Source organism: Mucilaginibacter sp. GW822-FHT03E02 (assembly GCF_058801545.1).
Genome location: NZ_JBXANJ010000001.1, coordinates 2973182 through 2994492 on the forward strand (window position 1 = coordinate 2973182; position 21311 = coordinate 2994492).

Here is a 21311-nt window from a genome sequence, read left to right on the forward strand (position 1 = left end):
GCTGAGTAAAGTATTGATATAAAGAGACTCGTATATTATACGGCCCGTTTGAACTGAACTCGCTGAATTAAATGAAACTCCGATATTTGAAACAGAACTAACCAATAGACCGGAGCGCCTCATATATCTCGGCAGCAAGTAAGCCACTGCCGCCACCGTAGTGTTGTACAATGCGGATACCGGGGTTACAATTACGAAAGTATTGGCTAAGTCGGGATTCTGATTCGGGCGGGATGCCGCCACCGAGGAGTACCAGGGTAAACCTCTGCGCATCAAAAGCCTGGATAGCTTCATCGTCGGTTTGGCAGCCGGTGGCATTCCAGGCCGGATTGTTGTTCACCAGGCGCACTACAGTTGCCAAAATTTCGGGGTGGCGGCCGATGACGAGGATAGGAACAGCGGGAGCTGAAGCCCCACCTAAATCCTCCCCTGAAGGGGAGGACTTTTGATTATCTTGATTCATAGTTGTTATATTTTACTGTCATTGATTATCAATACCACATATCCGTCATTGCGAGGTACGAAGCAATCTCCGAACTGAGCAAATCCGCTTAGCAGGCGACGAGGTTGCCACGCTACGCTCGCAATGACATAGTTTTAATCCATTTCATGCATCATCTACACATCTTAAACAGCAAAGCCATAAACGAAGTTAATTTGCATATCTGCACATTTAAAATCTGCACATCAAAAGCTCATCGGCACTTCCATCAGCAAAAATTCTGCATCGGTACTTGCGGTGATGGTAAAACCTTCGGTGTCCCAAATGCCCAATGCATCGCGGGTGCCAACGGTTTGGCCGTCAATCTGCACTTCTCCGCTTAATACAAATGCGTATACGCCGTTGCCGGGTTTGTGGATAGTATAATCAGTACTTACGCCCGCATCAAATTTACCTAAATTAAACCATGCGTCCTGGTGAATCCACACACCAGAATCATCTGGATTGGGCGATAGCACCTGTTGCAATTTATTATGGCGGTCGTCAAGGTTCAGGGTAAGCTGGTCATACCGGGGTTCCACGTTACGCTGGTTAGGATAAATCCAGATCTGCAGGAATTTTACCCGTTTGTCGGGATCCTGGTTATACTCGCTATGGTAAATACCGGTACCGGCGCTCATCGCCTGGATGTCGCCATTTTTAATAACGGCCACGTTGTTCATGCTGTCCTCGTGCTCCAGGTTGCCTTCCAGCGGTATGCTGATGATCTCCATGTTATCATGCGGATGTTTGCCAAAGCCCATCCCGGCGTCCACAGTATCGTCGTTTAAAACGCGCAGTGCGCCAAAGTTCATTCTTTCGGGATTATAATAACTGCCAAAGCTGAAAGAATGGTAACTGTTCAGCCAGCCGTGGTTGGCGTGCCCCCGTGTTTCGGCTTTATGTAAAATGGTTTGTGCCATGATGTTGTTTCCTCTGTTTTGTTGATGTAAAGGTACAGCGGGATTGGCAAGGGGAAGTTGATGTAGATTAAGATTCACACGAATTTCACGAATTGTTTCGAATTTCACGAATCGTGGCGTAGATAAATCTATAAAGTCACGGTTAAACTGCAAACTGAAACCTGCCTGCAGCCAACTACTTCCTACTTCTCATCCTGCTAAAAAACTCCGGCGTAACGCCAATGTATGATGCTATTTGCTTTTGGGGCAGGGTATATATCAGTGTGGGGTAACGTTTGCAAAAATTGTTGTAGCGGTCTTCAGCCGTAAGGCTAAGGCCGTCTATAAGGCGCTGCTGGCTTGCAACCAGCGAATTCTCGACCAATACCCGAAAAAAGTGCTCAAACTTGGGTATCTGTTTATATAATGCCTCCTGGTTAGTTTTACTCAGCAACAGCACCTCTGTATCTTCCAGCGCCTCTACGTTCAGCATGCCGGGTTTCTGGCTTATCAGGCTGTACATATCGGCCATCCACCAATCTACCGGGGCAAAGCTCAGCACATGCTCAATACCGTTTTTATCAACTGTAAAGCCACGCAGGCACCCGCTGGTTACAAAGGCCGAGTGTTTGCATATATCGCCATCGCTCAACCAAAATTGCTTGCGCTTTATGGTTTGCGGCCGCAGCATACCGGTAAAAATGGTCTGCTCATCGGCGGTTAAATGAATATGTTTGGCAATGTTGTTTAGTATGAGGGTAAATGACATGCCCAAAGGTAAAAAAAGGCCGTCTAAATATCCTTAGCCAGCTCGTCTGCTTCCTGGCCTACGCCAAAATAATTTTCCAGTTCTTTAAGGGTTGATGAATTGGTGGCGATATCTTTTATGATCACCCCCTTTTCCATCAGCAGGATACGGTCGCATACGTCGGTGATGTGGTTAAGGTCATGGCTGGATACGAAGTTGGTTACGTTATTGTTCCTATTCAGCTCCTTCAGCATGTTTTTTAGCCTGAACTGGGTACTGGGGTCTATGTTGGCAAAGGGCTCGTCAAGCATCAGCAATTCGGGGTTTTGCAGCACACAGGAAGCTACACCTACCTTGCATTGGTTCCCTTTGGATAAATCGCGGATGTATTTGCCTTTTTTCAGGATCTCGCCGTTAAAAAAATCAGATAGCTTTACCAGGGTTTCGTCAACAGTGGCTTTACTTTGCTGGTGCAGGCCGCCTATAAAGTACAGGTATTCTTCGGGGGTAAGGTAATCTATCAGGAAACCTTCATCAAGGTATGATGCGGTATAATTTTTCCAGTTTTCATGCCCGGCCACAACTTCGCCATTAGATAATACTTCGCCGGTTTCGGGCCGGATGAGATCAAGTATCATCCGGAACAGGGTGGTTTTGCCCGCGCCATTATTACCAACCAGGCCAACGCTTTCGCCTTTGTTAATTATCAGGTGCGGTACATCAACCACAGTTACGCCGTTATATATCTTTTTCAGGTTTTTTATCTCAATCATGGTTATTTATTTCTGAAGCCTTCGGCTATTTGGTATCTTTTTGTGTGATAATCCATTTCAAGCACTTTTATCCAGTAATTACGGGTTAGTAAGCCGGTTATGCCAATTACCGCTATCAAAGCAATCCCGATATCTGCATGTTTCAATAATGCGAACGGACCGTAAATAATAAACGGCGTAATGATTAGTGGTAGCGACAGTATCCATTGCGAAGCGCCAACGCCCTCCCAGTTAAAGGCCGCCCCTTTTGACAGATCGAGTCGTTTAAAATTGCGATTGGCAAAATAGAGTACCATGGTGGTATTTACGCCAATATTCCACAGGTACATCACAAAATGAATTATCAGCACACGCCATCCAAAATAAACGTAAGGCATAGTAAGGACGAAAAATACCGTTGATATGGTTGTAAACAGCAGGTATTTGGCTTTAATAAAATCGGCAAAGTTAACTTTGCTTACCAGCAAACCATCAAAGTGTGATGCCTGCCAGCCAAACATAAACTGCCCGTAATTGATAATAAAGATACCGGTCATAAACATGCCCGCAAAAACCTTAAAACCCTCGCCATAACGAGGGTATGGATAAAATAGCAGCCCGTAAAAAATAAAAAACAAGCCCATAACCAATGCCGAGCGCGACCGCTTATTACGTAAAACCAGTTTGATCTCGTTGGCAGTTAAATCGCCAACCGCGCCAAACCTTGATAGGAAAGGGATATCGGTACTACTCTTATAGGAACTTACTTTATGCGCTGTGAGATCTTCGAGGTAGAGGTTTTGCTTAAGATATGCAAAGTTTAAATAATACATAGCCCCGCCCAAAACAACAGGTAACAAGGCCAAAGCAGGCATGGTAAGCAGCTTACCAAAGAAAGCAAACGAGATAGCGCGCAACGAAATGAGATGCCATAAAAAATCGCAGGCAATGATGAGGATCAAGACAGCCGCCGAAACCAGGAATACCCAGCCATTGATATTTGATCGCCTTTTAAGATACAGGGCCAAATAATTATTAAATACCGTAAAACCAGCTATCGCGATTATAAAAGCCAAAACAATAACCGCTCCCGAATCGGGCGCCAGCACTTTTATTATAAAGGGCAAAAACAGCACAAAGGGCCATAAGTTAAATACCGATAGCGTTGCACTTATCGCAAGGTATTTTACCAGAAAATTTCTTTTTATGGGCAAATGCAGATAAGGCTGTACCCTAAGCGTTGGCAATTCCTGAAACTGCAGCCGGGTCAATAAATCAAACAGGAAATAAATGAGGATGATACCGCAAAAGGGAATCACCAGCTCCTCATTAGGGTAGGCATGCTCCAAAAATTTATCCAGTAAAAAACCGATGAAAAGCACGTTTATGAACAGGTAAAGGATCAAAACGCCCATTACCACCCGGATGGCAATACTTTTCCCTGTATTTTTTGATCGCCAGAAAGCTTTTAATTCATGACCGATAAAGGATGTAACCATAGAAATAGAATCAAGAGTTAAGAATCAAGAATTAAGACAAATGCTTAAAGTGTTGTAAAAAGATTGTGAGGCAAGATAAAATTTAAAGTACTTAAACCGGGAATTTTGTTTCAAGAAAGTTAATCGGTTATTCGAAATCAAAATCCATCTTGATTCTTGACTCTTAATTCTTGACTCTTCTTCAATACTTATACCTATCGCCCCAAAGTTTTCTCAACTTCTCTTTTGATTCGTTTTCGCGGGCATTGTTACCGGGCTCATAAATTTTTGTACCACGGAGGGCGTCGGGTAAAAAGTCAAGGTCGGTAAAATTGCCTTCGTAGCTGTGGGCGTATTTATAATCTTTACCGTAGCCAATGTTTTTCATGAATTTGGTGGGCGCGTTACGCAGGTGCAGGGGTACGGGCAAATCGCCGGTTTGCTTTACCAATGCCATGGCAGCACCAATAGCCGTTGTGGCCGAATTGCTTTTGGGCGATGTGGCCAGGTAAATTGCCGTTTGTGATAATATCAGCTGCGATTCGGGCATGCCTATCTTGTTCACTGCCTCAAAACAGCTTTGGGCCAATAACAGGGCATTGGGGTTGGCGTTGCCAATATCCTCTGATGACAGGATGAGCATACGGCGGGCAATGAACAATGGATCTTCCCCTCCTGCAATCATCCGCGCCAGCCAGTACACTGCTCCGTTAGGATCGCTGCCGCGCATGGATTTGATAAAGGCCGAAATGATATCATAATGCTGCTCGCCGGTTTTATCATACAGCGCCATATTTTGCTGTACGTGTTCCAGCACAATTTCGTCGGTTAAAACTATTTCAGGGCTGTCAAAGGCGTTTACCAGCAGCTCGAAAATATTGAGCAGCTTGCGGGCATCGCCGCCGGAGAGGCGCATAATAGCTTCATGATCTTTTATGGTGATATGCTTTTCTTTCAACACCACATCTTCCTGCATCGATTTCTCCAGCAGGTTCAGCAAATCTTCTTCGGCAAGGGGTTGTAAAATATAAACCTGGCATCGCGACAACAAAGCCGAAATAACCTCGAAGGATGGATTCTCGGTAGTGGCGCCAATCAGCGTAACAATGCCGCGCTCAACAGCACCCAGCAACGAGTCCTGCTGCGATTTAGAGAAGCGATGGATCTCATCAATAAACAAAATCGGCAGCGTTTGGCCGCCTTGTTTTAACAGGGATGCTTTTTCAATAACCTCCCGCACATCCTTCACCCCCGAGTTAATGGCACTGAGCGCAAAAAAAGGGCGATTTAAGGATTGTGATATAATATAAGCCAATGTAGTTTTACCTACCCCTGGCGGCCCCCAAAACAACATAGACGGCAATGCGCCCGATTCGATGGCTTTACGCAACACCGCCCCCGGGCCAACCAGGTGTTTTTGCCCCACATAATCATCAAGCGATTTTGGGCGCATCCGTTCGGCTAATGGTGGGAGGTTGGTCATATGGTAAAATTCAGAAAAAATCACCAGACCCCAAGAAAGTTAGTAAATTATATTAACTACAGAAATTTGTTTGTCGGATATAAAGTTGACTGAAGAAACTAAGATTTTGAAAGTTATATAACGTCAAGTTCTCTTAGCATTTCTATGTATTGAGATTCCGTCATAGGGCAATCTAAAAAACGTTCTGCTTTTTGAGTATCAAGAAATCGCAACTGCTTCTTTACTTTATTCATAAGATTTGGACCATAGTCTGTTGAGTTTTTACCGTGGCTTAAATAAGTATACAAATCAGTCTTTTTACCATCTATAGTTAAAAAATAATAATTATGATGTGAATCGCTTTCTTTGATAAAACCTTTTTTTTAAAGTGCTTTCTCGATATCTAAAGGTTTTCTTGGTCGCATTATTTAATTATTGTATGAAGATGTGACTTTAAATTTATAGCCTTATCTGTTAAACTCGCATCTTCCGCCAGATAAATATTTTTGATAATTGACTTCAACGCAAAATTGAAAGCGTCTTCCGCCTCTGCTCTATTATCACCCCAAACCTCAATATTCAAATCCGGATATTCAATAAAAAACATTCCCTCATCAAAGGATACATTAGCGCTTACTGTTTTTTTAAAAACATAAACTGCTTTATCAGTTTTTATTTCGTGTAATTGATACGGATAAGTCGGCTTTTCAAGCTTAGTAGTTGCAAGTATTTTCGAGAATTTGGGTTTTCTTCCAAATAAATCCATTTCATCACTGCTTGTAACGTAAATCACATACATACCTTCGTCCTTTACGTTCTCTTCAAGCAGAAGCTTTGGTATAAATTTATCTATTGCTTTATTTTTTAAAACATTTTTAGACATGCTTTTTAAGTGCTCTTTATTCGAACCATAAAAAAACTTGAATTTCTCTGTACTGATTAAATTATCTATGATCGGCTTATATATTTCCAATCTTTCCTCTTCTGTATATTTAGTCGTAATACGTTCCAAAAAAGCCTCATCTGTATAATCAGCATAAAAAACATCTTGTTTATACTCCTCAAAAGATTTCTTCTTCAGATCTAAACTATCCTTAATAGTGCTATAGTGATGAGATGTAATAATATTGGGCGTAATCGCCGCGCCAAAACTGGCAAAATCCAAGTCTACTATAAGTAATTCGGAGTCAGCAATAAAATCATTGAGCTCTTTCTTTCCTTTTTTGGTAGCACTTTTTACATTTGAATTTTTACACAATTCAATTGACAAAAAGTTTTTATACGATTGATTAAGTGAATTTAAAGCCTTAACAAGACTATTTATATCCACTGCACCACCAAATTTCTGTTCGGATTGCAATTTGATATAGATAGAATCGTTTCTTAAAGTATCAATATATTCTTTCAAAACCATATTTTCTCAATGATAATAATTATTATTAATAATAAAAACAGTGGAGAATAATTTAAATTAACTAAGGACACATCAAGAATATTTAATTTGCATAAAAACCCAGCCGTTATAGTAAACGACCGGGTCAAGTCAATTAGCATATCTTTCAGCTAAGTTATATTAGTGTAGATTAATAGCTTTCAGCTAATTAATCTACACTAACCCGTCTTCCTGTGCGCGTTTCAGTTTCCGTTTTTCAACTACGGCCGATACCAGGATACCTACTTCGTATAAAGCAAACAACGGGATACTTACTACGGTCATAGTCATCATATCTGGTGTTGGTGTAACAACCGCAGCAACAACCATAATAACGATGATAGCATACCGCCTGGTTTCGCGCATAAATTTAGCGGTAAGGATACCCAGGTTTGATAGGATATATACCAAAATTGGCAGCTCAAACACGATACCTGTTGCCAACGTTAAGGTGGATACAGATGACAAGTACGAATCGATATCAAATAAATTCTTGATAGTTGCACTTACCGTGTAACCCGAAAGAAAATTAATCGACTCGGGCGTAATAACGTAATAGCCAAACAAAACACCGATAATAAATAAAGCGGTTGCATAAAACACAAAACCCGATGCGGCTTTACGTTCCTTCTCATGCAAGGCCGGGCGTACAAAACGCCATACTTCAAACAATAAGTACGGAAAACCCAATGTAAGGCCAATAATTAATGACGAGTTGATTTGCAGGGTAAACTGCCCGGCCATCTCGGTATTAATTAATTGGATATTTATTTTATCGATGCAAAAACCCGGGCGGTGCAAAAGGTCGCCCAATGCGCAAAGCATCCGGTATGTCCAGAAGGTTGGTTTGCTTGGCCCCATGATAATGGTGTCAAAAATCCAATCATAAAAATAAAACACAACGCTGGTAATTACTACAATGGCTAAAGCCGATCGTATCAAATGCCATCTTAAAGCTTCCAGGTGGTCGAAGAAGGACATTTCGGCCTCCATCGTTTTACCTTTATCTTTTATGGCTTTAATTAATTTATTGTCGCTCATTGTATGTTAAATACCGCTGTATAAACGCTATTGTGCTAAGTACGTTTTATTGAATGAAGATAGTTTGAATTTATTTTACATTTCAAACGTTTCCATAAACTTGGTGGTAAAATTACCGGCCCTGAAGTTTGGATCTTTTAACAATTTTAAATGGAACGGGATGGTTGTTTTTACACCTTCAATCACAAATTCGCTTAAGGCACGCTCCATGGTGCTTAAAGCTTCGTCGCGGGTTTGGGCGCAGCAAATTACTTTGGCAATCATCGAATCGTAGTTTGGCGGTATCACATATCCTGTGTATACATGGGTATCTATGCGCACACCATGGCCACCCGGCGAGTGAAAGTTGGTGATTTTACCCGGTGATGGGCGAAAGTTATTGTAAGGATCTTCGGCGTTGATACGGCACTCAATGGCATGCATGGTTGGCTCGTAATTTTTACCCGAAATTGGGATACCGGCAGCCACTTTAATCTGTTCTTTAATCAAATCAAAATTAATTACCTCTTCGGTAACCGGGTGCTCTACCTGTATGCGGGTATTCATTTCCATGAAGTAAAAGTTGCGGTCTTTATCAACCAAAAACTCTACCGTACCGGCGCCTTCGTATTTAACAGCTTTGGCACCTTTAATAGCGGCCTCGCCCATTTTTTTACGCAGTTTCTCGGTCATGAAAGGCGATGGCGATTCCTCAACCAGTTTCTGGTGACGGCGCTGGATAGAGCAATCACGTTCAGACAGGTGGCAAACTTTGCCATACTGATCGCCTACTACCTGTATTTCGATATGGCGTGGGTCCTGAACGTATTTTTCAAGGTACAAGCCATCGTTACCAAAAGCAGCACCCGACTCGGCACGGGCCGAATCCCAGGCATTTTCAAATTCTTCGTCTTTCCAAACAATGCGCATACCGCGGCCACCGCCACCGGCAGTTGCCTTTAATATTACAGGGTAGCCTATTTTATTAGCTATCGCGATGCCCGATTTAATATCGGTTAACAAACCATCTGAGCCAGGCACGATAGGCACGCCCGCCTTCTTCATAGTTTCCTTAGCCGAAGCTTTATCGCCCATGGAGTTGATCTGATCGGCTGTAGCGCCAATAAATTTAATACCGTACTCCGCGCAAATGGCCGAAAATTTGGCATTTTCCGAAAGGAAACCATAGCCAGGATGTATCGCATCAGCATTGGTTAGCTCGGCAGCCGAAATAATGTTTGGGATATTTAAGTACGAATCGCGGCTTGGTGGGGGGCCTATGCAAACAGCTTCATCAGCAAAACGTACATGAAGGCTATCTCGGTCGGCAGTTGAATATACAGCTATGGTTTTAATACCCATCTCTTTACAGGTACGGATAATTCGCAGAGCGATCTCGCCCCGGTTAGCTATTAATATTTTTTTAAACATCTTTTCAATTTGAAGATTTGAGGATTTGAAAATTTGAAAATTATTAAATCACTACCCATTTAAGAGGTGCATTTTCAGATCTTCAAATTTTCAAATAATATTTTCTTTAACATCTTTTCAATTTGAGGATTTTAAAATTATTAAATAGCCACCTACTTAAGAGGCGTATTTTCAAATCTTCAAATTCTCAAATTTTCAAATCAATTAAACTGGTTCTACTAAAAATAAAGGCTGGTCGTACTCTACAGGTGATGCGTTATCAACCAATACTTTAACAATACGGCCAGAAATTTCCGACTCGATTTCGTTGAAAAGCTTCATGGCTTCAATGATACAAACCACGCTGCCGTTTTTAATTTCGTCGCCAACGTTTACAAACAATGGCTTATCAGGGCTTGCCGAGCGGTAAAAAGTACCAATCATTGGCGATTTGATTGTCAGATACTTAGATGTATCAGGGCCGGCAGGTGCTGCCGGGGCAACGGGTTCAGCTGCAACCGGTGCGGGTGGCAATGCGGCAGGCGCAGTTTGCGCCGGTATGCTGGCATGGATAACCTGCGGCTGTGTTTCGTTGGTTTTTATCGTAATCTTAAAATCCTTTTGCTCAATTGACACTTCGTTTACGCCAGATTTCGACACAAAGCGAATAAGGTCCTGAATTTGTTTAATATCCATAGTTGGGATTAATTGGTTGGGGACAAATTTTATATCTAAAGTTATACAAATGTGCAGATTTCAGATGTGCAAATATGCGGTTTTGATGTGCAGATATGCAAATTCAAGATGTGCAGATTCTTATTTACTATTATTTATCTTATGGTAAAATTAACGTTTATTATCAGATAGATGTTTTAATTTTTTCGACTTGCTATTTCGTCGCCTACACCGTTAAAACCGGCAATTCGTTTTTTCATCTGCACATCTGAAATCCGCATATCTGCACATTCCTTTTTCATCTGCACATCTAATTAATACGCCCATCTTAAATAGATGCTGCCCCAGGTAAAGCCGCCACCAAAGGCTGCCAGTATCAGGGTATCACCTTTTTTAAATTTACTTTCCCACTCCCATAAGCATAATGGGATGGTGCCGTTTGTTGTATTGCCGTAACGTTCAATGTTAATGATTACTTTATCATCGCTTAAGCCTGTGCGCCTTGCGGTAGCGTCGATAATACGCTTGTTGGCCTGGTGTGGTACCAGCCAGGCAACGTCCTCGCCGGTAAGGCCATTGCGTTCCATTACCTCGTGGGCTACGTCGGCCATGTTGGTAACAGCAAATTTAAAAACAGCCTGCCCTTCCTGGTAAGCAAAATGCTCGCGGGCGTCAACTGTTTCATGCGATGCGGGTTTTACAGAACCGCCTGCCTTTTGGTGCAGGTAAGTAACTCCCGAGCCATCGCTTTTTAATATAGAATCCATGATACCGTTACCTTCATCGTTTGGCTCAAGCAATACGGCGCCGCAGCCATCGCCAAAAATAATACAGGTAGCACGATCCTGGTAATTGGTTATCGACGACATTTTATCGCCGCCAACCACTAATACCTTTTTGTGTTTACCACTCTCGATAAACTGTGAGCCGGTAGCCAGGCCAAAAATAAAACCCGAGCAAGCGGCAGAAAGATCATATCCCCAGGCATTTTTAGCACCTATTTTATTAGCTAAAATATTTGCCGTAGCCGGGAAAACATAATCGGGTGTAGTAGTACAAAAAATAATCAGGTCAATTTCCTCGGCACCTATGCCGCGTTTTTTTAGCAGCGCCTGTACCGCCGGAACGGCCAGATCAGATGTACCCAAACCTTCGCCTTTTAATATACGGCGCTCCTTAATGCCGGTACGGCTTACTATCCACTCGTCATTTGTATCAACCAATGTTTCCAGTTCCTGGTTGGTTAATACATAGTCGGGCACGTAACCATGTACAGCAGTAATAGCGGCATGAATTTTACTCATCTTTATATTTTTACTGAAAAGCTTGTTTAATTTTATCAACCAGGCCGCTCTCCACCATGTTTTTTGATAAAAGCACCATGTTTTTTATAGCCTCGGGACTTGATATCCCATGGCCAACAACTACGGGGGCATTTACACCAAGGATGGGGCTGCCGCCATATTGCTCATAGTTAAACCTATCAAAAAACTCGTCTTTAAACTGTTTTTTGCGTGTAATAACATAAAACGTTTCGGCAAGCTTTAATATTACATTACCTGTAAAACCATCGCATACAAAAACATCGGCCCCTTCGCTAAACAGGTCGCGGCCTTCAACATTACCAACAAAATTAAACAGCTTGGTTTCTTTCATTAAAGGATAGGTAGCCTGGCAAAGGATATTGCCTTTCTCTTCCTCCTCACCTATGTTCATGAGGGCTACCCTTGGGTTTTGGATAGCATATACCGATTGGGCAAATAAACTGCCCAGTATGCCAAATTGAAGCAACACCTCGGGTTTGCAATCGGCATTGGCGCCTACATCCAACAAAATACCCAAACCTCCTTTAAGTTTGGGTACAATGGTAGTCATGGCCGGGCGCACAACGCCCGGAATAGTTTTTACACTAAACATAGAACCCACCAGCATGGCGCCGGTGTTTCCTGCCGATGAAAATGCCTGAATTTTACCTTCCTTAAGCAACTGAAAGCCAACCGAAATGCTCGAATTTGGTTTTTGTACAATTGCTTTGGTAGGATGTTCGCCCATGCCAATCACTTCGGTTGTATGCACAAACTCGAAATGATCGGGGCTAACATTGTTTTCCTGAAGAATAGTAACCGCAGTGTCTTTATCTCCTATAAGTACCAGTTTTTGGTCGGCAGATAAAGCCTTATAAGCTTCGATTGCTCCTAAAACAGTTGCTTTGGGAGCATAATCACCGCCCATAATATCTAAGCCAATCTTCATTTTCAGAAAATAAACTTAGGCTACTGCTGCTTTCTCGATAAGTACTTTACCGTTATAGTAAACGTTACCATCAACAGTATAAGCTCTGTGCGGCAAGTGTATAGCGCCGGTAGTTTGGCAAGTGGTTAAAGTTGGAGCTTCAGCTTTGTAATGTGTTCTGCGCTTATCTCTTCTTGATTTGGATATTTTACGTTTTGGATGTGGCATGATCCTGCTATTTTATTATTTATTTATTTTTTTGAGTACATCCCACCGTGGGTCTGTATCCTCAGTTTGTTCTTCGTTTCCGGCCAGGCTGTTTAACCTGTCAAGCATTTCTTTATCACAATATGAAGTGTTACCCTCATCGCTGCACACCGATATAAATGGCATGGCAACGTTTATGTATTCATATATCAGCCCGGCAATATTAATCTCATGATCATTTTTGCTCAGGGTAATAATTTCGTCATCTTCATCAACCGGTTCCTCGCTAAACTTGGCAATTTGCTGTTCGGTTATATCCAGCGTTTGCGGATATTGGGCCAAACACCTGTCGCAGCTTGCATCAACGGTGCCTTTAATGTCAAAGTTCAGGATAATCATTGTCTCCTGTTTATCCAATTCAACAACGCACTGCAAGTTAGCCTTTTTAACCAGCGAATATTCAAATTCGTCAAAAAAAGCATCATCAACAGTAAAATCAAACCGGTGTTTCCCCAGTTTTAATCCCGTAAAAGGAATCGAATATGTTCTAAGCGATTTCAATGAGCAACAATTAGCCCGCAAATGTATGGAAAAATACCATAACTGGAAAGTGTTTTTTGAAAAAGGTAAAAGGCGAAAGGTGAAAGGTGAAAGGTTGGCGGTATGAGGTTGAACAACAAGCGCTAAGATTGATTGCCATGGTAACCAGCCAGGGGCAATTTACCAACCGGAGGGATTGCATCTGCATTTCCAAAAACCATGCAATGAATACCTACTTTTTCAGATAAACATATTCTTTTATCCGGTAATCATGCTGCAGCGTTGGAATTTCCAGGTCGTGCTTTAATATCATTGTAGTTGCCGAAGGCATATAAATGTTGTAGCCAATGCTTTTTACCGCCACCAGGTTTTCGGCTTCTAAAGCATAAACCGGCTGCGGCAAATTTTGCGATGCAGCCGCTGTAATGGAATAACCCTCAAAACTAACATGGTATTTAAACCCCAGGTTGGGTATGATATTGGTATTTACCCGCAGCTTACTATCGGTATTTGAAGCCTCATAATCGGTATAAAAGGCGTTAAAGGCATGCGTATTTGAAATTGCTGCGGTGCTGTCGCTGTTAAATACAACAAAATCGTTTTGGGTAAAACTATTGGGCGCTACCAGGTTGGGTAAAACGGTTTTTAAATCGAGCGTTTGAACACTATCTTTAGTGATATACCATTTGCCGGTTACCGAATAGGTACTGCCTGTGGTAGCACTTGTACCCTGAGCACCGGTTACAGGTTTAGCCGAATTATCCTTTTTACAGGAGTTTAAGCAAACCAACAAAAGCCCGGTAATAACTAAGCTAAAATTCCTTTTCATAAAATTTTCTGTTAACAAAAATCGGCACGAAAACCAATGCCCAAAATTCTACTTAAAGTTAAAAACAAGGATTCGTAAAACTTAGAGCGAACAGATTTGATAACTTATAAATAATTTAGTTTTAACATGAGCAGCCCTGGATTTTAATATCATCTACCTTAATAATTATATGAATATATATATTAATTTAGCCCAGATATCATATGCAATAATCCACCTTTTTATTACATAAAAGCCAGTTATTTATTACCTGATTTTTCTATCGAATAATATCAATAACAATTTCAACCTAAGTACCATGACACACAAAACCGAACACAAAAAAGAACCCTCAAAAACAACCATCAGCCTTGAGCTTGCCAAAATCCGTATCGACAGGTGGCTGAATGCCATGCTGCAAATACCTGGCTTTAAAAAGAATCCAGATTCCATTCCGCGAGCTATTTACATCTCTTTTGATGACATTGACGCATTAAAAAAAGAATGTGAGCAATACTATTCAAAAGACACTTTGGTTGGCATCAGGGTATATTTCGGAATAGCGGGCGAAACGATGCCGATCTCGGCAACGCCCGACGATATGCGCGGTCTTGTGGTACCTGTTTTAAAGGTTCATCCTTCGGCTCCGCATACCGATGCTGTACATAAAGACGCAAGCAATCCTAACCCGAACGATACCAATGTTTATGATTTTACTACGCCTTGCCCCAAATATTGCGACCAAAGCAGCGAATTGTATTTACCCGTTTCATAATAAGTTATGTTCTGTAAATGAAACACGTATTTGAATCGGTGATAGTACCCGCGGCTGTCTTAATTCCTATAAGCACTGGTTTTGCAAAAACTGTTTACAAAAACCACCCATCAAAAGTAATACTGTTATACCTGCTATTTGCAGGTGTAACAGATGTTGCTGAACGAATAATGGGGTTGCATAACATCAATAATTTACCGCTACTGCACTTTTATACTATTGCAGAATATTTATTTATACTTAGATTCTTTCAACTGTCCATACGTAAACGCCGAGTCTCCTGGATAATTTGGGCCTTATTTATTTTATTCCCGCTGTTGAGTGTGCTTGATTTTCTTTTTATACAAAACATATACGAATACAATTCTTATCCCAGGCCAATTTCTGCTCTAATTATAATTGGCTTGTGCATGTATTATTTTTTAAATTACAGTAATCAAGAAAACAAAACGCACTGGACAACAATACCCGCAAACTGGATTGTAACCGGCTTATTAATATACTTTTCCAGTTCATTCGCTTATTTTGCTTTTTTAAATCTTATTACTCAAAAAGCGAGTGACAATCTCTATTTCATTTTCGGCGGGGTCCATGCTACACTTGTATTACTAATGTACCTAATGGTAGCAGTTGGCTTTTTACAGGTAAAAAAATGAAGGATAATATTTACGTTTTATTACTGATCAGCATGGGCGGCGTGTTCATGCTGGTAGTATCGTTTGTGCTTGTTTTTATCCGCAACCAAAACAACCTGTTAAAAAAGCAAGGCGAATTACAACAGGCAGAACTCAGACATCAACAGGATCTGTTAAAAACAATTATCGTATCGCAGGAGGCGGAGCGCAAACGCATTGGCCAGGATTTGCATGACGATGTTGGCACGGCCTTGTCAAACCTGCGCATCACTATCGAAATGTTTAATAATGTAGCTACAGCCGCGGGCGGCGAGTTTTCGGGCACCTGTAAGCGCCAGATAGATAAAATTGTACAGGACGTAAGGCATATCTCTCATAACCTATCGCCGCCGGGGCTCGAACTGTACGGTTTTATGGGAACTTTAGAAGAACTGGCCGAGTTTATCACCGCCACCGGCAAACTAAAGGTAAACATTACCGATAACACCAACTCCTTAACCGACCAGCTTGGCACCGATGTGTCCCTATCCTTATACCGGGTTTTTGAAGAATTACTAAACAATACTATTAAACATGCCAATGCCAGCCAGGTAAATATTAATTTTGATATAGCAGACAATTACCTGCTGATGAGCTACCAGGACGATGGGCAAGGTATTGCTGATGCCGATAAAACAAAAAAAGGAATGGGCAGGCAAAACATCGAAAGCAGGCTGAGCATTATAGGCGCAGCTTACGAAACTGATTTCCCTGACCGCAAAGGATTTAACATGAACATCCGGCTCAAAACAGATAACATATAAAATGGAGCTAATAAGGGTAGCCATTGTAGACGATCAGAATATTTTCAGGCAAAGCCTGGCAGTACTCATCAACAGCGTACCCAATTTTGAGCTGGTTGCCGATGCCGGAAGCGCAGCAGACCTGCTCGGCATCTTAAAAACCATCCCTTCGCTTCCCGAGGTGCTGTTGCTGGATATGAATATGCCCGGCATGAACGGCATCGAACTTAACCAGCTGCTACAGGAACAGTACCCCCAAATAAAAGTGATGGTACTATCTGTACACTCGCAGGAAAGGCTTATCGCCAAAATGGTTTCGGCAGGCGCTTCCGCCTATCTTTTTAAAAACTGCGATAAGGAAGAATTAATAACGGCAATCCAAACCGTGCATCATACCGGCTTTTACATTAACCGGCAAACCCTGGCCGCCATACAAAATGCTGCGGCCCGGCGTAATAAAACCACAAACGTTTTCAGCACCTCGCCTTTTGAGCTTACCAACCACGAAAAAGAAGTGCTTGAGCTTATTTGTAAAGAATATGCCAGCTCCGAAATTGCCGAAAAATTATTTTTAAGCATCCGCACTGTAGAAGGCCATCGCAACAACCTGCTCCTTAAAACCCAAAGCCGCAATACCGCAGGCCTTGTATTGTACGCCGTAAAGCACCAGCTTATAGAGGTGATGTAACCCCCGCATACGTACAATTACTTTAATACCCCGTATTACTACCTGATTTATATTAGCCGCATTACTGCGCTTGAGCCGCCCATAAGTATCCCGTTACTTTGAATTGTCGAAACACTGAAAGCGCTTTCAATCCTGGATGACAAAAAGGCCGATACCGAAAAGCCTAAACAGAGTAGGTAAACTTAGCACAATCAAAAAAATCTACAACCATGAGTACAGAATTAGTAACTTCTGAATCAGAAGCAACCCAAATCATCGATTATTTGAGAGGACAGGCAGTAAGCATTCTATCATCGGTATTAACCGAGCCGCTTACCGATTTTACCGTAACCAGCCCGGGCAATTTCCCCTACTATTTTCAAAACCCAAGCAACCTCCAGTTTAACGCCAACACTTACAGCTGGATATCGTCAAACCTGGCTGCCGGCGCAACCCCGGTACAACTGGATGCCTCATTTATTAACTATTACATCGAAGCTATTTCAAAAGTACAGTACAAATTATCAAGCGCTGATCAAATTGCACTTAACAATGCCCAAACAGCTGCTACTAACCAGCAAATGGCACTGCTAAACATTTGGAAAACCATTTACACTAAGCTGCCTCCTGCTACAGCTACCCAGCAGCCAATTGATATTATCATGAGCACTATTGCCACTACCTGGGCACAGCCTGCTACCAACCTGTATGCTATTTCGCAAAGCAAAAACCTGCACGGTTTACTCAATAACACGCCGGCCAGCGGTCAGCCTGTTTTACCAATATTGGCCAACTACCTGAACGCGCTGGGCAGCAGCGTATCGTTACAAAACGCGGTTACCATGAATGCCGGCTACCTTACTACAGTGTTAGGTAACGTACAATCGGCTTCGGGTACAAATGGCGGTATGTTGCTGGATAACAGCACTACCGTTTACAACCCGGCTTACGCGGTAAGCACCCCGCTATCACAAATCATTAACGGCCTGGCCACAACCAGCAACAGTATCGATTTAAGCATGACCGTTACCCGCACCAGCGAAAGCGAGTTAACTATAAGCGTCAACGGCGAAACCAGCTTTGAAATCCCTGTAGATGATTTTTTAACCGTATCTGTTGATGCCAGCGCCAGCTATTTTCGCGACAGCATAGCCACATCATCAAATAGCATTACCGTTAACATGACCTTTACCGGTATTACCCTGGTAAACTACGGCCCGATAATATTTGATTTGGCCACCGGTTTGAACTGGTACTGGATGCAGCCAATTACCGAAGCCATTGCCAACGGCTCATCAGATGTTTCGGGCTTTGTATTCTCGCCAGAACCAGGTATCGATTTTTCTGATGCCGGCCCCTTTGGCTTTACAACTGGCGTTGCTATCAGTAACTACCCATCTATCCAGATCACGGTAACCAGCGAGTCATTCCAAAGCATTCAGACTACCATAGAGCAGTCGGTATCGGTAGGTGTTTCCTTCCTGGGTATCTCGCTGGGCGGCGGGTCCGAGTCTACTTATTCGCACAACGCTACCTCCAACAGTTCTACATCAACGGTCACTATTACACTTGATCCGCCTGCATCCATGATAGCCGGAACCAACGAAAGCTCAACCGGCTGGATCCTTGGTGTAGAAACCAGCTACCCTGGTGCAACGCCAAACAATTTCGAGATAGCAGCAAAATTAGGTTACCCTGCCTATCAGCTTTATAAAGATAACGCCGGCAACACCTATTGCAGTTCCAAAAAACTAAAAAGCCATACCGTAGGCGCTCAATTTGTTAAAGCCTGCCTTGCAGCACACCCCGGCACCAGCTGCGACGGTAAGCCATGGCTAAGCGACAGCCAATCGGGCATTGTATGGCCATAATATTATTTCCTAAACCTATCTAACCCAATAGCCACCCTTTCGGGTGGCTATTTTTTTGAGCAAGCACATTCACAATTATTGCCATCATGTTCCTTTTACATGATCTCACACCAATGGCTACTGCCAAGCCGTATATCATGTAATTTAGCACCGGTCGCCCAGAGGGGCCGGAGATAGGCGGCCTGTGCATTACAACATATCTTCCAGTTATGATCCGTAACACTAATTACAACAGTAAGAACTTATTTTGAGGGCACCCGATTCTTTTTTAATGCAATTGTACCCCGAATATATCTGCCCCTGTGGCTAAGCCCGATACAGTATAAGCACAAAGTTAAGCCCCCCTTCTACCGTGCCTCTCTAAAAAAATAAACCTTCCTAAGTTTATGGCCTCTCGCATAAATTTCAACCATACTTTAATTCCCCTTTAAACTAATACGTATCACACTTAATGAATAAGGCGGTACGGTGTAACTGCCGAGTTGCGCTACGCTGATTTCGGCGTGTGACGGGACGATATTCTTGGGCTGATCGATGGTGTTTTTGTCAGATGGCTGCCCCTGCAGCACCTCTATTGTGGCCTTAGCGGTTACTATACCCAAACCCGAAAGGTTTGCCCGGGCGGTTGCAGCCTGCGGGCCGGCGTTCACTATTTTTAAAATAATATCGCCGGTTTTGCTGTTTTGTACGCATGATGCAACCAGGGTCGAATCGGCACGGGCACCGGCCTGGTTAAGTGATATTACATCGGGAATGTACGCATCGCCCTGGTTAACCGAGAATAACTGCTGTACATAGTAATTTACCGTGGGCGCCAGGGTTTTGTTATTAAAATAAATGAGATTGGGGTTCCACGAGGTATGTTTAAGATTGGCCAGCAGCGGCGCGTAGGATGCCATTTGCACAATATCGCCGTTACGTTCAAGGCTGGTCATAAAGGCGGCTTCCGAAAGCGCGTTGATGAGGGTATTGCCCCATGATGCATATTCGCCGATGTATACCTTCGATTTCGGGCGGCGATAGCTGTCATACCGGTTATTGTTTTTCAGGAACCATTCGGGTTTTTCGTAAAAGTGTTCGTCAACAACTGGTACCGAAAGCTGGTCGGCAAACTTCCACCCAAGGTCGTAATCTTCGCCCGAGGGTGCGGGGCCTACCGTGCCCACGATGGTAATTTCGGGATGTTTTGCGCGTACGGCGTCATATATCATTTTAAATCGGTCCCTGAAATCGTTGGTTTGCTTGTCCTCGTTGCCAATGCCTACATACTGCAGGTTAAAAGGTTTTGGGTGGCCGGCTGCCGCCCGTTTGGAGCCCCAAACCGAGGTAACGGGGCCGTTGGCGTATTCTACCAGGTCGAGGATGTCCTGGATATAACTTTTCATTTCGGGTAAAGGGATACCTTTTTGGCCCGTGCCTCCTATGCGCCAGGTACCGCCCGAATTTTGGCAGCTTACACCGGCCGCCACCACCGGCAGCGGTTTGGCGCCAATGTCCTCGCAAAATCTAAAATATTCGTAAAAGCCCAGGCCTGTGCTTTGGTGATAATTCCAGATGTTGCGCTGCTGTATGCGCTGCTCTACAGGGCCAATGGTATTTTTCCAGCGGTAAATGTTATTGAGGCCATCGCCATGCACCAGGCAGCCACCCGGAAAACGGAGAAACTTAGGCTGAAGATTGGCAACGGCCTGGGCAAGATCGGCCCGCAATCCATTCGGCTCATGTCTAAAAGTATTGTGCGGAAACAGGGAAACTTCGTCGATAGCCAATACCGAACGCTGCCGGGCAAGTACCGTGAGGCCTGCCGAATCGGCGCTTGCTGTGGCAACAATGGTTCCGGTGTATTTTTTCCACCGGCCAGCCTCGGTTTGGAACGAAAATGTACCATATATAGCGCCCTTGTCTCCGCGCAGCTGTACCTGCATATCAACAGGGTTGGCCGATATTTGCCGAACGTAGATAGAGAAATCATATTTCTGACCGGCTATGATGTTGATGCCATCGTACCCGGCATTGGTAATGCCCACACCCTGCTGCCCGGCGTCGTCGATATTCAGCTGCACATAGTGCGGGTTATTGGGATGCAGGGGTTTAGCTGTTTCTACAGATATGGTACCGTAACCATAGCCCTCGGTAGTGTACTCCCAGGCGGTTAGCGGGTTCCATGTTTTCCTGTCGCTGGCGCTATACTCAAATGACCTGTTCTGGATAAGCTCAGCATACAGGCCGCCGTCGGCCGCATAGCTCAGGTCTTCAAAAAACACTCCAAACAGATCCTTACTAATGGGTTTGGCACCCGGAATTTTAGTTTTTTGCGCACCTAAAGAAGCGGTACCCTGGCCACTGGCCAAATCAACAACAAACAACAGGGCCAGGCATAGCCCAGGCCAAACATGCTTAACAGACATCAGGTTTAATTTTTTGAGGTTTACAA

General features: G+C 43.2%; 20 protein-coding genes. 4 read left to right on the top strand and 16 right to left on the bottom strand.

Annotation, left to right across the window (positions count from 1 at the left end):
- Window positions 1-97: 97 nt before the first annotated feature.
- The 15 genes from AC1RM2_RS12455 to AC1RM2_RS12525 all read right to left on the bottom strand — a co-directional run bounded on the left by AC1RM2_RS12455 (window position 98) and on the right by AC1RM2_RS12525 (window position 14168).
- A complete protein-coding gene (locus AC1RM2_RS12455; protein WP_492985404.1) occupies window positions 98-463 on the bottom strand; it encodes a hypothetical protein in 366 nt (121 codons plus the stop codon).
- A gap of 224 nt (window positions 464-687) precedes the next feature.
- Window positions 688-1404: a pirin family protein gene (locus AC1RM2_RS12460; RefSeq protein ID WP_492985405.1), complete on the bottom strand. Its 717-nt coding sequence runs from the start codon at window positions 1402-1404 to the stop codon at window positions 688-690.
- A gap of 175 nt (window positions 1405-1579) precedes the next feature.
- Window positions 1580-2152, bottom strand: a complete 573-nt coding sequence (locus tag AC1RM2_RS12465; protein ID WP_492985406.1) for a Crp/Fnr family transcriptional regulator — start codon at window positions 2150-2152, stop codon at window positions 1580-1582.
- Window positions 2153-2175: 23 nt separating this feature from the next.
- Window positions 2176-2904: an ABC transporter ATP-binding protein gene (locus tag AC1RM2_RS12470; protein WP_492985407.1), complete on the bottom strand. Its 729-nt coding sequence runs from the start codon at window positions 2902-2904 to the stop codon at window positions 2176-2178.
- 2 nt (window positions 2905-2906) lie between these two features.
- Window positions 2907-4382, bottom strand: a complete 1476-nt coding sequence (locus tag AC1RM2_RS12475) for a DUF5687 family protein (RefSeq protein WP_492985408.1) — start codon at window positions 4380-4382, stop codon at window positions 2907-2909.
- A 181-nt stretch (window positions 4383-4563) separates the two neighbouring features.
- Entirely contained in the window at window positions 4564-5844 is a 1281-nt protein-coding gene (locus AC1RM2_RS12480; protein ID WP_492985409.1) for a replication-associated recombination protein A, read from the bottom strand.
- Between the two features lie 403 nt (window positions 5845-6247).
- On the bottom strand, window positions 6248-7237 hold the full coding sequence (locus tag AC1RM2_RS12485) for a hypothetical protein (RefSeq protein WP_492985410.1): 990 nt from the start codon (window positions 7235-7237) through the stop codon (window positions 6248-6250).
- A gap of 192 nt (window positions 7238-7429) precedes the next feature.
- Complete coding sequence (tatC, locus tag AC1RM2_RS12490) at window positions 7430-8296, bottom strand: twin-arginine translocase subunit TatC (RefSeq protein WP_492985411.1); 867 nt, start codon at window positions 8294-8296, stop codon at window positions 7430-7432.
- A gap of 75 nt (window positions 8297-8371) precedes the next feature.
- Window positions 8372-9706 carry an acetyl-CoA carboxylase biotin carboxylase subunit gene (accC, locus tag AC1RM2_RS12495; protein WP_090652093.1) on the bottom strand — a complete coding sequence of 445 codons (1335 nt, stop codon included), beginning with the start codon at window positions 9704-9706 and terminating at the stop codon, window positions 8372-8374.
- 204 nt (window positions 9707-9910) lie between these two features.
- Window positions 9911-10381, bottom strand: a complete 471-nt coding sequence (gene accB, locus AC1RM2_RS12500) for an acetyl-CoA carboxylase biotin carboxyl carrier protein (protein ID WP_492985412.1) — start codon at window positions 10379-10381, stop codon at window positions 9911-9913.
- Between the two features lie 293 nt (window positions 10382-10674).
- Window positions 10675-11664, bottom strand: coding sequence for a beta-ketoacyl-ACP synthase III (locus AC1RM2_RS12505; protein WP_477383027.1), 990 nt, complete (start codon window positions 11662-11664; stop codon window positions 10675-10677).
- A gap of 10 nt (window positions 11665-11674) precedes the next feature.
- Window positions 11675-12613 (bottom strand): phosphate acyltransferase PlsX, encoded by a 939-nt coding sequence (gene plsX / locus AC1RM2_RS12510; protein ID WP_492985413.1) that lies wholly within the window; start codon window positions 12611-12613, stop codon window positions 11675-11677.
- 15 nt (window positions 12614-12628) lie between these two features.
- Window positions 12629-12820, bottom strand: a complete 192-nt coding sequence (gene rpmF, locus AC1RM2_RS12515; protein WP_090652090.1) for a 50S ribosomal protein L32 — start codon at window positions 12818-12820, stop codon at window positions 12629-12631.
- A gap of 15 nt (window positions 12821-12835) precedes the next feature.
- Window positions 12836-13360 carry a YceD family protein gene (locus AC1RM2_RS12520; protein WP_492985414.1) on the bottom strand — a complete coding sequence of 175 codons (525 nt, stop codon included), beginning with the start codon at window positions 13358-13360 and terminating at the stop codon, window positions 12836-12838.
- A gap of 211 nt (window positions 13361-13571) precedes the next feature.
- Entirely contained in the window at window positions 13572-14168 is a 597-nt protein-coding gene (locus tag AC1RM2_RS12525) for a hypothetical protein (RefSeq protein ID WP_492985415.1), read from the bottom strand.
- 298 nt (window positions 14169-14466) lie between these two features.
- On the opposite strand from AC1RM2_RS12525, the gene AC1RM2_RS12530 reads away from it, so the two are divergent.
- The 4 genes from AC1RM2_RS12530 to AC1RM2_RS12545 all read left to right on the top strand — a co-directional run bounded on the left by AC1RM2_RS12530 (window position 14467) and on the right by AC1RM2_RS12545 (window position 18877).
- The gene (locus AC1RM2_RS12530) at window positions 14467-14922 is read left to right on the top strand and encodes a hypothetical protein (protein WP_492985416.1); all 456 of its coding nucleotides are present in this window, start codon (window positions 14467-14469) and stop codon (window positions 14920-14922) included.
- 652 nt (window positions 14923-15574) lie between these two features.
- Window positions 15575-16360, top strand: a complete 786-nt coding sequence (locus tag AC1RM2_RS12535; RefSeq protein WP_492985417.1) for a sensor histidine kinase — start codon at window positions 15575-15577, stop codon at window positions 16358-16360.
- 1 nt (window position 16361) lies between these two features.
- A complete protein-coding gene (locus AC1RM2_RS12540) occupies window positions 16362-17027 on the top strand; it encodes a response regulator (RefSeq protein WP_492985418.1) in 666 nt (221 codons plus the stop codon).
- 209 nt (window positions 17028-17236) lie between these two features.
- Window positions 17237-18877, top strand: a complete 1641-nt coding sequence (locus AC1RM2_RS12545; RefSeq protein WP_492985419.1) for a hypothetical protein — start codon at window positions 17237-17239, stop codon at window positions 18875-18877.
- A 416-nt stretch (window positions 18878-19293) separates the two neighbouring features.
- Here the strand turns inward: AC1RM2_RS12545 and AC1RM2_RS12550 are convergent, their stop codons facing one another.
- A complete protein-coding gene (locus tag AC1RM2_RS12550) occupies window positions 19294-21285 on the bottom strand; it encodes an alpha-L-arabinofuranosidase family protein (RefSeq protein WP_492985420.1) in 1992 nt (663 codons plus the stop codon).
- Between the last annotated feature and the right edge of the window lie 26 nt (window positions 21286-21311).